The organism is Bradyrhizobium sp. USDA 4486, assembly GCF_054057995.1.
The window spans coordinates 7,487,680-7,499,714 of record NZ_JBSRZV010000001.1 but is presented as its reverse complement, the minus strand read 5'-3'; the positions used below and the strand labels follow the sequence as shown (position 1 = coordinate 7,499,714).

General features: G+C 65.3%; 14 protein-coding genes and 1 riboswitch. Of the genes, 7 read left to right on the top strand and 7 right to left on the bottom strand.

Annotated elements, in window-relative coordinates:
- Positions 1 to 22: 22 nt before the first annotated feature.
- A complete protein-coding gene (locus ACVWY3_RS35435; RefSeq protein ID WP_456842593.1) occupies positions 23 to 583 on the bottom strand; it encodes a 6,7-dimethyl-8-ribityllumazine synthase in 561 nt (186 codons plus the stop codon).
- 76 nt (positions 584 to 659) lie between these two features.
- A riboswitch (FMN riboswitch) is annotated at positions 660 to 818 on the bottom strand.
- 407 nt (positions 819 to 1,225) lie between these two features.
- On the opposite strand from ACVWY3_RS35435, the gene ACVWY3_RS35430 reads away from it, so the two are divergent.
- Both ACVWY3_RS35430 and proC read left to right on the top strand, forming a co-directional pair.
- Positions 1,226 to 1,726 carry a YbjN domain-containing protein gene (locus tag ACVWY3_RS35430; RefSeq protein WP_456842592.1) on the top strand — a complete coding sequence of 167 codons (501 nt, stop codon included), beginning with the start codon at positions 1,226 to 1,228 and terminating at the stop codon, positions 1,724 to 1,726.
- A gap of 201 nt (positions 1,727 to 1,927) precedes the next feature.
- A complete protein-coding gene (gene proC / locus ACVWY3_RS35425; protein WP_456842591.1) occupies positions 1,928 to 2,752 on the top strand; it encodes a pyrroline-5-carboxylate reductase in 825 nt (274 codons plus the stop codon).
- Positions 2,753 to 2,846: 94 nt separating this feature from the next.
- On the opposite strand, the gene ACVWY3_RS35420 is transcribed toward proC, so the two are convergent.
- The 4 genes from ACVWY3_RS35420 to ACVWY3_RS35405 form a co-directional block, all read right to left on the bottom strand.
- Positions 2,847 to 3,251, bottom strand: coding sequence for a thioesterase family protein (locus ACVWY3_RS35420; protein WP_456842590.1), 405 nt, complete (start codon positions 3,249 to 3,251; stop codon positions 2,847 to 2,849).
- Positions 3,252 to 3,366: 115 nt separating this feature from the next.
- Positions 3,367 to 3,570, bottom strand: coding sequence for a tautomerase family protein (locus ACVWY3_RS35415; protein WP_025033847.1), 204 nt, complete (start codon positions 3,568 to 3,570; stop codon positions 3,367 to 3,369).
- Between the two features lie 116 nt (positions 3,571 to 3,686).
- Positions 3,687 to 5,207: a histidine--tRNA ligase gene (gene hisS, locus ACVWY3_RS35410; protein WP_456842589.1), complete on the bottom strand. Its 1,521-nt coding sequence runs from the start codon at positions 5,205 to 5,207 to the stop codon at positions 3,687 to 3,689.
- A 169-nt stretch (positions 5,208 to 5,376) separates the two neighbouring features.
- Positions 5,377 to 6,459, bottom strand: a complete 1,083-nt coding sequence (locus ACVWY3_RS35405; protein ID WP_456842588.1) for a branched-chain amino acid aminotransferase — start codon at positions 6,457 to 6,459, stop codon at positions 5,377 to 5,379.
- Between the two features lie 338 nt (positions 6,460 to 6,797).
- Between ACVWY3_RS35405 and ACVWY3_RS35400 the strand changes: the two genes are divergently transcribed.
- From ACVWY3_RS35400 to ACVWY3_RS35390, 3 genes are read left to right on the top strand one after another with little or no spacing between them, the layout of a single operon-like run.
- Positions 6,798 to 7,340 (top strand): MarR family winged helix-turn-helix transcriptional regulator, encoded by a 543-nt coding sequence (locus ACVWY3_RS35400; protein ID WP_456842587.1) that lies wholly within the window; start codon positions 6,798 to 6,800, stop codon positions 7,338 to 7,340.
- A complete protein-coding gene (locus tag ACVWY3_RS35395) occupies positions 7,337 to 8,068 on the top strand; it encodes a response regulator (protein WP_456842586.1) in 732 nt (243 codons plus the stop codon). The genes ACVWY3_RS35400 and ACVWY3_RS35395 overlap by 4 nt, the downstream gene beginning before the upstream one ends.
- An 18-nt stretch (positions 8,069 to 8,086) precedes the next feature.
- Positions 8,087 to 9,475 carry an ATP-binding protein gene (locus ACVWY3_RS35390; RefSeq protein ID WP_456842585.1) on the top strand — a complete coding sequence of 463 codons (1,389 nt, stop codon included), beginning with the start codon at positions 8,087 to 8,089 and terminating at the stop codon, positions 9,473 to 9,475.
- Between the two features lie 179 nt (positions 9,476 to 9,654).
- On the opposite strand, the gene ACVWY3_RS35385 is transcribed toward ACVWY3_RS35390, so the two are convergent.
- Complete coding sequence (locus ACVWY3_RS35385) at positions 9,655 to 10,185, bottom strand: DUF3617 domain-containing protein (protein ID WP_456842584.1); 531 nt, start codon at positions 10,183 to 10,185, stop codon at positions 9,655 to 9,657.
- A 44-nt stretch (positions 10,186 to 10,229) separates the two neighbouring features.
- Positions 10,230 to 10,523: a hypothetical protein gene (locus ACVWY3_RS35380; RefSeq protein WP_456842583.1), complete on the bottom strand. Its 294-nt coding sequence runs from the start codon at positions 10,521 to 10,523 to the stop codon at positions 10,230 to 10,232.
- Positions 10,524 to 10,705: 182 nt separating this feature from the next.
- Here ACVWY3_RS35380 and ACVWY3_RS35375 point away from each other — a divergent pair, with 182 nt between their 5' ends.
- Positions 10,706 to 11,167, top strand: a complete 462-nt coding sequence (locus ACVWY3_RS35375; protein ID WP_456842582.1) for a hypothetical protein — start codon at positions 10,706 to 10,708, stop codon at positions 11,165 to 11,167.
- Between the two features lie 118 nt (positions 11,168 to 11,285).
- A complete protein-coding gene (locus ACVWY3_RS35370) occupies positions 11,286 to 11,978 on the top strand; it encodes a ribonuclease T2 family protein (RefSeq protein WP_456842581.1) in 693 nt (230 codons plus the stop codon).
- Positions 11,979 to 12,035: the final 57 nt, after the last annotated feature.

Below are 12,035 nucleotides of genomic sequence, written 5' to 3'. Positions count from 1 at the left end.
CGTCCCGGAATGACTTTGCAGCCTAACCCACGATCCCCGCCGCGACCTGGCCGCGCAGACGCTCAAGGCCGAGCAACGTCTCCGCACAGGCGGCCGCGACCTCGACGCCCTTGATGGCGAAGTGCCGGCGGAAGAAGTCGTAATGCACCTCGGTCTCGTGGAATTGCTGCGGCGTCAACACCGCGGAGAACACCGGGACCTCGGTGCGCAGCTGCACGTCCATCAGCGCCTTGATCACGGTGTCGGCGACGAATTCGTGGCGATAGATGCCGCCGTCGACGACGAGACCGGCCGCGACGATCGCAGTGTAGCGCCGCGTCTTGGCGAGGATCTGCGCGTGCAGCGGAATCTCGAACGAGCCCGGCACCTCGAACACGTCGACATGGGTGAGGTGGCGCGCCTCGGCCTCCTTCATGAAGGCGATGCGGGCTTCCGCGACCACGTCGCGGTGCCAGCAGGCCTGAACGAAGGCCACCCGCTGCGGCTTGGCAAAGCGGGGATGCTCCGTCACCGGTCCTTGCGGAACCGGCGGTTGGGTGACTTCGGACGTTTCGGTTTGGGGGTCTTGCAACATCTGATTCATGGCTTTCCTCAGTTAAGGACCAGAATCAGGGCACACGGAACGACAAACAGCCGCACCTTGCGATGCGTCTGCCACCGACCGTTCTCTTTCATCCGGACTTTAACCGTCGGCTTCGGAGTTGCACCGAATCTGCTGACCCTTCCCTTCGGGATAACCCTCACGGAAGGCGCTCGCGGGCTTGGGCCTTTCGGCCCTTACCGCCGGTGGGGACTTTCACCCCGCCCTGAGAACATCGGCCGCTCGGGATTGAGCGACCTGAAAGGAAATATGACGCCGGTTCGGGGCCACAGCAAGCGCGTTCGGCATGGAAAAACCGCATGGTCCCATGCCGCCGGGGCGGTGCGGTCATCGCGGGGCGGAATTAACGATCGGCGCTTTCAGGGAATCCGATTCCGGTTTGTTCTCGTCATTAAGAATTGTGGCCAAGAGATGAGCTGTGGACGAAGGAGTCCTGGCTTGTGGACGGACTCGGCAGCCAGTTGCGCAGATTCCGCAAATCACATCACTTGATCCGCGACAGGCCGCGCCGATCCGAGGGAGATCGCGAAAGCGACTCCCGCGATCGACGACGTTTAGGGAGCGCGCGCCGGACCTAACCGCGTGCGTATCAAAGACAACAAGAAGGCAAGAGGTCGAGACGGCATGTCCCTGCTCGAAGGCAATATCGATTCCCGAAATCACCCGCTCGCGGTGGTCGAGGATATCGCCGCCAGCAATAACTGGCCGTTCGAACGCTCCGGCGAGGACGAGCTCACCATTGTCTCGAAGGGACAATGGACCGACTACCAGCTCTCCTTCACCTGGATGGGCGAGATCGAGGCGCTGCATCTGGCCTGTGCGTTCGACATGAAGATTCCGCTTCCGCGCCGCGGCGAGGTGCAGCGGCTCGTCGCTGCGGTCAACGAGCAATTGTGGATCGGCCATTTCGACCTGTGGACCAACACCGGCATGATCATGCATCGCCAGGCACTGGTGCTGCCGGGCGGGCTCACCGCCTCGACCGCGCAATGCGAGGCCATGCTCGCCGGCGCGATCCATGCCTGCGAGCGCTACTTCCCGGCGTTCCAGTTCGTGGTGTGGGCCGGCAAGACCACCGCGCAGGCCATGGACGCGGCGATGTTCGACACGGCGGGAGAGGCGTAAGGCGCGCCTCACCCACCGCCGTCGTCCCGGACGAGCGCAGCGAACATCCGGGGATCCATACCGCGTGATGCCCCTTGGGGCACGCGGCTTGTTGCCAGCACCTTCATCCACTAGAACCGCGTGTGGTTATGCGACGAGCGCAAGCGCCCGCGCAGGGGTCCCCGCATTCGCGGGGGCGACATCGAGCATGTGGCGGCAACGATGGCAAACAGCACTCTTCAAAACATCACCGGCACCATCCTCCTCGCCGGCGCCGGCAAGATGGGCGGCGCGATGCTGACCGGATGGCTGGCCGGCGGGCTCGACCCGCGCCGCGTCGCGGTCGTCGATCCCTTCATCTCGCCCGAGATCACCGCGCTGGCCACCAAGGGCGTCGCACTCAATCCCGATGTGGCGTCGACAGGCGCTGTCGAGACCATGGTCGTCGCGGTGAAGCCGCAGATGTTCCGCGAGGCCGGCGCGAAGCTGAAAGCGTTCGTATCCGGCAAGACCTCGGTGGTTTCGATCATGGCGGGAACCACGATCGCCTTGCTCGAAGCAGTCATCGGCGGCGCGGTGGTGCGCGCGATGCCGAACACGCCGGCCGCGATCGGCCGTGGCATCACCGTGGCGGTCGCGGCGAAGAATGTCAGCGCCGCGCAGCGCGCGGTGGCCGACGCGCTGCTACGCGCCACCGGCTCGGTCGAATGGGTCGAGGATGAAGGCCTGATGGACGCGGTGACCGCCGTGTCCGGCTCGGGCCCAGCCTATGTGTTCCTGCTCGCCGAAGAACTGGCCCGCGCCGGAATGGAGGCAGGATTGCCCGAGGCGCTGGCGACCAAGCTTGCGCGCGAGACCGTCGCCGGCGCCGGCGAGCTATTGCACCAGTCGGAGCTCCCTTCCGCCACGCTGCGGCAGAACGTCACCTCGCCCGGCGGCACCACCGCGGCGGCGCTCGGCGTGCTGATGGGCGAGCCCGGCCTGCGCGAGTTGATGATCCGAGCGATCGCGGCGGCGACGAAGCGATCCAGGGAATTGGCCAAGTAGCAAGATGCCGTAGGGTGGGCAAAGCGAAGCGTGCCCACGATCTCTATCCATCACGGAGGGATGGTGGGCACGGCGCTTTGCGCCTTCGCCCACCCTATGGCTTCGTGCCTGCGAGCAATCGCTTGTTGAACATCTCGACATTGACGAGCCCGCGCGCATGGCGACCCTCGCCGAGCTTGCGCGTGCCTTCGTATGCCTCCACCTCGAAGCGGATGACGCGGCGCTCGACCGCAACCACTTTCGCGGTGGTCCGCACCGTCGCGCCGACCAGCGCTGCTGCGAGATGGCGGATGTCGACCTCGGTGCCGACCGTGACCCAGCCCGGCTGTAGCGCTGAGCGGATCGCATCGCCCGACGTCATCTCCATCTCCAGGATCATCATCGGCGTCGCATAGATCATCGGCATATCAGGCACGAAATGCCCGACCGTGCGCTCGGCCAGAACCACCAGCGTGCGCTCGGCGCTCATGCCGATCTTGATGAAGTCGCGTGCGTCCATGGTGCTTGCTCGTCATTCCGGGGGCGCGCCAAGCGCGAACCCGGAATCCAGAAGTTTTACGGCGCGAGACTCCGCGTTCAGCCCTGGCGGGCTGCCCCGGAATGACGCTAACGCGTCACTTCTTCGCCGCCGCCGCGCGCTCCACGAACGTCTTGCCGCCCTTCATCTTGTGGCGGAGCGGAGCTTCGTTGATCTGGATGACGACGGCATCGGCATCGACGCCGAGATTCTTCACAAGCGCCTGGGTGATGTCGCGCATCATGCCGGCCTTCTGCTCGTCGGTGCGGCCTTCGGCCATGCTGATGGTGATCTCAGGCATTGTCGTCTCCCTGCTTTTCGTCATGGCCGGGCTTGTCCCGGCCATCCACGTTCTCTTCCATCAAACAAGACGTGGATGCCCGGGACAAGCCCGAGCATGACGGCCTGCCGGAATGGCTATCCCCACTCTACGTCATGGCGCGCGAGGACCTCGCGCACCTTGGCGACGAGATCGGCTTCGCTGCACGAGAACTGCGCCGGCCTCGTCTCGCGCCATTCCTGGTTGGAGGCGATCGCAGCGGCGGCCTTGGCGCCCTCGATCAGGTCCTTGACCTGCACTTCGCCGCGCGCCTTTTCGTCCGAGCCTTGGATGATCACGCAAGGAGAATTGCGACGATCGGCATATTTGAGCTGGTTGCCCATGTTCTTGGGATTGCCCAGATAGAGCTCGGCACGGACGCCTGCGGTGCGCAGGGACGCGACCATCTTCTGATAGTCGGCGACGCGGTCGCGATCGAACACGGTGACCACGACAGGCCCGAACTCGGGCCGGGTGTCGAGCTTGCCGAGCAAGGTCAGCGCGGCCTGCAGGCGCGAGACGCCGATCGAGAAGCCGGTCGCCGGCACCGGCTCGCCGCGGAAGCGCGAGACGAGACCGTCATAACGCCCGCCGCCACCGACCGACCCGAACCGCACCGGGCGCCCCTTCTCGTCCTTGGTCTCCAGCAGCAGTTCGACCTCGTAGACAGGGCCGGTATAATATTCGAGACCGCGCACGACGGAGGGATCGATCTTGATGCGGTCCGCACCGTAACCCGACGCCGTCACCAGTTTTGCGATCTCTTCCAGCTCGCTCACGCCGGCCTGACCGACTTCGCTCTTGGCGAGGTAGGTTTCCGCCGCGGCGATCGCCTCTTTCCAATCGTCGCGCGGCTTGGTGATGGCGAGAACAACATCCGCTTCGGCTTCGCTCAGACTGGCGCCCTTGGTGAAGTCGCCCTTGCCTTCTTCGCCGCCATCCCATCGTCCGGGACCGAGCAGCTTGCGCACTTCGTCGGCGGAGAACTTGTCGAGCTTGTCGATCGCGCGCAGCACCGTCAGGCGGCGTGCGGCGTTCTCGTCGCCGCCGAGACCGATGGCTTCGAGAACGCCGTCCAGCACTTTGCGGTTGTTGACCTTCACGACGTAGGAGCCGCGCGCAATGCCGAGCGCTTCCATCGTGTCCGCCGCCATCATGCAGATCTCGGCATCCGCCGCCGGCGTCGCCGAGCCGACGGTGTCGGCGTCGAACTGCATGAACTGGCGGAAGCGGCCGGGGCCGGGCTTCTCGTTGCGGAACACGTAGCCCACGCGGTAGCTGCGATAGGGCAACACCAGACCGTCGGTGCCGTAGCGCTCGCCGACATAGCGCGCGAGCGGCGCGGTCAGGTCGTAGCGCAGGCTGATCCACTGCTCGTCGTCGTCCTGGAACGAGAACACGCCCTCGTTCGGGCGGTCCTGGTCGGGCAGGAACTTGCCGAGCGCGTCGGTGTATTCCATCGCCGGCGTCTCCACCGGCTCGAAACCGTAGAGCTCGTAGACGGCGCGGATCTTCTCGACCATCTCGCGCGTCGCCCGGATCGCGGCGGGGTCGCGATCCTCGAGCCCGCGCGGCAGGCGCGCCTTCAGTTTCTGGGGTTTTTTGGGTTTCTCGGCCATGCGCGGCGTTTACCAGCCGACGCGCGATGCAGCAACTGCTGGCTGCTGGCGTTCCCCGGATGCTGCGCAGCGCGCCGCTTCTCGGCGGCGTGGTGCGCTGCTGATCCGGGGCCCAGCAACTTGCATTCTGGGTCCCGGCTCGCGCTTCGCGCGTCCGGGACACGAGGCCTCAAAGCACCTTGCGGATCCAGTTGTGCGGATCGTTGGTGCGGCCGTACTGGATGTCGACGAGCTGCTTGCGCAGGCCCATGGCGACGGGGCCGGCGGCGCCGCCCGATATCTCGAAGTCGCCGCTCACCGAGCGCACCTTGCCGATCGGCGAGATCACCGCCGCGGTGCCGCAGGCGAACGCTTCCTTCAGCCTGCCGGAGGCCGCATCCTTGCGCCACTGATCGAGCGCGTACGGCTCCTCGCGCACGGTCTTTCCGGCATCGCGGGCGAGCGTGATGATGGAGTCGCGGGTGATGCCGGGCAGGATGGTGCCGAGCGGCGGCGTCGAGAGCGAGCCGTCGTCGAACACGAAGAACACGTTCATGCCGCCGAGCTCCTCGATGTAGCGGCGCTCAAGCGCGTCGAGGAACACGACCTGATCGCAGCCGTGCTGGATCGCCTCGGCCTGGGCGCGCAGACTCGCGGCGTAATTGCCGCCGCATTTGACGGCGCCGGTGCCGCCGACGGCAGCGCGCGTATAATTTTCCGAGACCCAGATCGAGACCGGCGCAGGACCGCCTTTGAAGTAGGAGCCGACAGGCGACGCGATGACCGCGAAGATGTATTCGGACGACGGCTTGACGCCGAGGAAGGTCTCGCTCGCGATCATGAAGGGACGCAGGTAAAGGCTACCCTCGCCACCCGGCATCCAGGCACGGTCGATACGCACGACCTGCTCGACCGCCTCGAGGAAGACGTCCTCAGGCAGCTGCGCCATCGCCATGCGATCGGCCGAGTCCTTGAAGCGGCGCGCATTGGCGTCGGGACGGAATAGGTTCACGCCGCCATCGTCGCGCTTGTAGGCCTTGAGCCCCTCGAAGATTTCCTGGGCGTAGTGCAGCACGGCGCCGGCCGGATCGAGCTGGAAGTTGGCGCGCGCCTCGATCTTCGCTTCGTACCAGCCGCCCTTTGCCTGATTGTAGCGGACGATCGCCATGTGATCGGTGAAGATCCGCCCGAAGCCGGGGTCGACCAGCTTGGCGACGCGGTCCTTCTCTGGCGTGGGATTGGATGCGGGCTGGATGTCGAATGTCATGCTCATGTCCTTGCCTCCCGCTGCCGGTCGCGGCGCTGTTCTGGCGCCCGCCTGCCCGTATCCGGGCCCGGCTGGCTTGATTGAGTTTCTGGCCGGACCGCCGCCAGCCATGTTACGGCCGGTTTCCGTGGCCAGCATGTCGCCGAGGACATGCTTTTGCAGAAGGCGGAAGTCCAGTATGTTTTGCCGAAATGCCGCTCGACAATCGCACGGTAGATCTGCTCCGGCCGTCGCCGCTGTCCGGCTCACTCCGGCCGACCTGCTTCGATGCCGCCCGACACAAAACGACCTAAAATTTCGTGCGGCTCGATGGTTTTGTAACATTGAACCCAAGATACGTCAATATGCCTGACATAAATTTCGCGACTCCCTCCCAAGACGCTGCCGAGCCGCGGCCGGCCGCGGGTGACGGAGGCAATTTGCGCTGGGATATCATCGAGCTGCTGTTCTTCGCCTATCGCGATTTCGTCGGCGATCCTGACCAGGAGCTGGAAGCCTTCGGCTTCGGCCGGGCCCATCACCGGGTCATGCATTTCGTGTACCGCTATCCCGGGCTGAAGGTCGCCGACCTGCTCGACGTCCTCAGGATCACCAAGCAGTCGCTCGGCCGCGTGCTCAAGCAGCTGCTGGACGAGGGCTATATCGTGCAGAAGACCGGCGACAATGACCGTCGCCAGCGGCTGCTCTACGCAACGCCCAAGGGCGAGGCGCTGGTGCAGAAGCTCGCCGGGCTCCAGACCACGCGGATCACGAGAGCGCTCGCCGAGATGGCGCCGCAGGACGCCGAGACCGTCAAGCGCTTCCTGCGCGCGATGATCGACCGCGACGATCCGGACAAGGTGCTCGAGACGATCTTCGCTTCCGTCAATCAAGACAGGAAGGAATGACCGTGCCGCTCGCTGCCACGCTCGCCCGCCCGCCGGCGCAACCGGCCGATGACGCCCCGCATCTCCTGCTGGTCGATGACGACCGCCGCATCCGCGATCTGCTCTCGCGCTTCCTCGCCGCAGAAGGCTACCGCGTCTCGACCGCCGCCAGCGCCAGCGATGCGCGTTCAAAGCTTCAGAGCCTGCATTTCGACTTGCTGATCCTCGACGTCATGATGCCCGGCGAGACCGGCTTCGACCTCGCCCGCTTCATCCGGACCTCGTCCTCGGTGCCGATCGTGATGCTGACGGCGCGGCATGAAGCCGAGGCCCGCATCGAGGGGCTGCAGATCGGCGCCGACGATTACGTGGCAAAGCCGTTCGAGCCGCGCGAGCTGGCGCTGCGCATCAACAACATCCTCAAGCGCGCCGCGCCGCCGCCACAAACCGCGGTGATCGAGAAGATCGCCTTCGGCCCCTATGTCTACCATCTCGATCGCGGCGAATTGCGCCAGGGCGAGGAGGTCATCCACCTCACCGACCGCGAGCGTGAGATGCTGCGGATCCTGTCGGAGACACCGGGCGAGACCGTGCCGCGCAGCGCGCTGACCGGCAATGGCAGCGTCAACGAGCGCGCCGTTGACGTGCAGATCAACCGCCTCCGGCGCAAGATCGAGACCGATCCCGCCAATCCGCTGTTCCTCCAGGCGGTGCGGGGCATCGGCTACCGCCTGGTGGCCTCGCCATAAATCAGTGAAGCGCGAGCGATGAGCACGATCGATACCGGCCTGACGCTTCTGAAGAGCGCCGCCGGCCGCGTCTCGGCCGCCAATGGCTGGATGGGCAATGCGTTCAAGGGCTGGATGCCGACCGGGCTCTATGCCCGCGCGCTGCTGATCATGATCGTGCCGATGGTGATCCTGCAATCGGTCGTCGCCTTCGTGTTCATGGAGCGACACTGGAATACGGTGACGCGCCGCCTGTCAGCCGCGGTGGTGCAGGACATCGCCGCGCTGATCGACGTCTACAAGGGCTATCCGCAGGACAAGGACCGCGACCAGATCCGCCGCATCGCGCAGCAACGCCTCGGCCTCGTCGTCGATTTCCTGCCCGCCGGTGACATGCCGCCGCCGGGACCAAAGCCGTTCTTCTCGCTGCTCGACCAGACGCTGTCGGTGCAGCTCGGCCGCCAGATCGGACGCTCGTTCTGGATCGACACCGTCGGCCGCTCCAACCTGGTCGAGATCCGCATCCAGCTCGACGATGCCGTGATGCGCGTGTTCGCGCAGCGCAGCGCGGCCTATGCCTCGAACTCGGAGATCTTCCTGTTCTGGATGGTCGGCACGTCCTCGATCCTGCTGATCGTTGCGGTGCTGTTCCTGCGCAACCAGATCAAGCCGATCCTGCGCCTTGCCGACGCCGCCGAAAGCTTCGGCAAGGGCCGCGAAGCCCCGAACTTCAGACCCAGAGGTGCGCGCGAGGTGCGGCGCGCGGCGGTCGCCTTCATCGAGATGAAGTCGCGCATCGAGCGCACCATGGAGCAGCGCACCGCGATGCTCGCCGGCGTGAGCCATGACCTGCGCACAATCCTGACCCGCTTCAAGCTCGAGCTGGCGCTGATCGGCGACAATCCCGAGCTCGAGGGCATGCGCAAGGACGTCGACGAGATGTCAATGATGCTGGAGGATTACCTCGCTTTTGCCCGCGGCGATTCCGGCGAGCAGTCGCAGCCGACCGACATGGCGCAGGCCCTGGAAGAGCTGCGCAGCGATGCCGAGCGCCACGGCCACACCGCGACCGTGGCCTTCCACGGCCTGCCCGTCGTCACGGTGAAGCCGGCCTCGTTCAAGCGCTGCCTCGCCAACCTCGTCACCAACGCCGCGCGCTACGGCAAGGCCATCGCCATCACCGGCCAGCGCGATCACCGCTATCTCACCGTCACCGTCGATGACGACGGCCCGGGCATTCCCGTCCACTTGCGCGAAGAGGTGTTCAAGCCGTTCCTGCGGCTCGACAACGCCCGCAACCAGGATGAAGGCGGCACGGGCCTCGGCCTCGCCATCGCCCGCGACATCGCCCGCTCCCACGGCGGCGACATCACGCTCGGCGACAGCCCGATGGGGGGATTGAGAGCAAGCGTGAGAATTCCGGTGTAGTTTCTTACCTCGCCCGCTTGCGGAGAGAGGTCGAATTCGATCGCCGATCGAATGAGGGGGTACAGGTCTCAGGACAATCTCATTCGCGGAGAGAGCCCCTCACCCCGACCTTCCAGCGCGAGCGAAGCTCGTCGCGGCCCCGTAAGAACGGGGCGAGGGAGCACACCGGCATTTGCCGCTTACTTCGGCAGCAACGCTTTCAGCTTGTCCACGTCGCGCACGTTCATCTTGAAGCCGCCGGGCATCACGATGTCGCCCGGCTTCTGGTCCGGCTTGCAGGCGCCTAGCCACTTCGCTTCGAGCGTCATGGAGGTATCGCGGCCCGCGGCACCGGCAGCGCCGCCTTGCGCGTGCGAGGAGGTCTTCACCGTGTAGGCAGAATTGAAATCGCCCGTAATCTCGGCATGCGAGGTCGTGCTGATGCCGGCGACGCTGCACTCGGAATCGCTGACATAGCCGGTCGCGGTCTTCTTGATGTCCTGCTTGGAGCAGATCTGCTTGGCCATCGGGGAGACGTTGTTGCTCATCTCCTTGTCGACGGTCTCGTCAGTGCAGTGCTGCATGGTCATTTCGGGCATCGCCGAGCCGCTCCTGACCATCTTCATTTCCCAGAGACCGGCCTTGCGCACCGGCAGGTCGTCGGCGCCGGCTGCGCCCGCCGACAAGACGAGGCAAAGGCTTGAGCCGAGCAAAGCGAGTTTGCGCGTCATGTTCGAGGCTCCCGGCTTGAGAGAGGCAGCGTTACGACGACGCCTCAGTACAGCGTGCGGATCGGCTGTTCGGCGGCGCCATAGGGCACCCAGCGGCAGGAGAACGAGATATAGCCGCCCTCATAGGCCTGCACCGCGAGGAATTTCACGACCTTGCCGTAGCGCGCGCAGTGATCGACCGCGACCTGACGGGCATCGACCTGGGTCGCCATCGAATAGGCGATGATGCCGCCGGTGTCGTTGCCCTTGAACGGCGGGACCGGAAGGATGTCAGCGCGCGCCGATTGGCTCGCCAAAATACCCAGGGCGAGAAGGCCCGCGGCCGCAATGATTCGCATTCCCGTTACTCCAGTTTGGAGGCGCCAGTTTACGGCGCCGGGATGGAAGTGAAAAGAACCGAAGCCCTGCCGGCCACGCCCTTATGGTCAACTCCTCGCCAAGTGTTGCCGCGCTGCACTTGACCCCGCCCGGCCTTCGCGGCACCGTCCGAACTTCGCAAGACTAGCTGTCCGGATTGCCCATGCGCGCCCTCTCCCTGAAATCGCTCCGCTTTGCCACCGTGCTCGGCCTCATGTTCGGAGCGCTGTCGCTCGGTGAGGCGAAGGCCGCCAATCCGCTCGAGTTGAACTTCTGGCTGAGCGGGCCGCGCTATGACGGCGCCGTCGCCGATTGCGACAAGGCGCTGCCGACGATTGCCACCCAGTTCTGGGAGAAGGAAAGCTCGTTCTGGAATTCCCCGTTGAAGATCACGGGGTTCGCCGCCGTTCACGAGGTCGCGTTCCGGCCCTGGCAGTCCGACAACATTCCGCGCCGCTATTGCACCGGCGACGCCCTGCTCAACGACGGCAAGGTGCGCAAGGTGCATTTCTCGATCATCGAGGACGGCGGCTTTGCCGGCTACGGCAACGGCGTCGAATGGTGCGTGGTCGGGCTCGACCGCAACTGGGCCTACAATCCGGCCTGCCGCGCTGCCCGGCAGTAATTCGAGAAGCCTGATTCGGCCCGATCAGGCCGCCGAACGTGTCTCGGCTGAATTTTGTTCTTGAAATGTTCCTTTCGCCTGCTAGGCTGGCTGCACAGTCTAGTTGAGGGGCATCGCCATGTTTCATTCCAGATTGCATTCATTCTCCCGCCTGATGATCTCGCTGACCCTGGCTGCCGGGCTGGTCACGCTGGCCGGCGGCGCCAAGGCGCAGGACAAGCGGCAGAACGCGCCCGGCGAATTCGATTTCTATGTGCTGTCGCTGTCATGGTCGCCCTCGTTCTGCGAGGAGGCGGCGGAGCGCGGCGGCCGCTCCCAGATCCAGTGCAGCGGCCGGCCCTACGCCTTCGTGGTGCACGGGCTATGGCCGCAATATGAGAGCGGTTTCCCCGAATATTGCCAGCGGCCGGCGCCGCGGCTGAACCGCAACATCGTCTCCTCAATGCTCGATCTGATGCCGGCGCCGGGCCTGATCTTCAACGAATGGGACAAGCACGGCACCTGCTCCGGTCTCGAAGGCCGCAGCTATTTCGAGATGATCCGCAAGGCGCGCGCCGCGATCAAGATTCCGGCCGAGTATCTCGACTTGTCGCAGGCCAAGACCGTGGCGCCGGCGGAGGTCGAGGAGGCCTTCATCAAGGCCAATCCGGGCCTGAGCAATGCCGCCATTTCGGTCACCTGCAACCGGACGCGGCTGTCCGAAGTGCGCATTTGCCTCAGCAAGGATCTGCAATTCCGCTCCTGCGAGGAAACCGACCGCCGCGCCTGCCGCCGCGACCAGGTGACGATGCCGCCGATCAGGGGCGGTTGAGGCACAACTCTCTCGTCGTCATTCCGGGATGGTGCGCTAGCACCAGACCCGGAATCT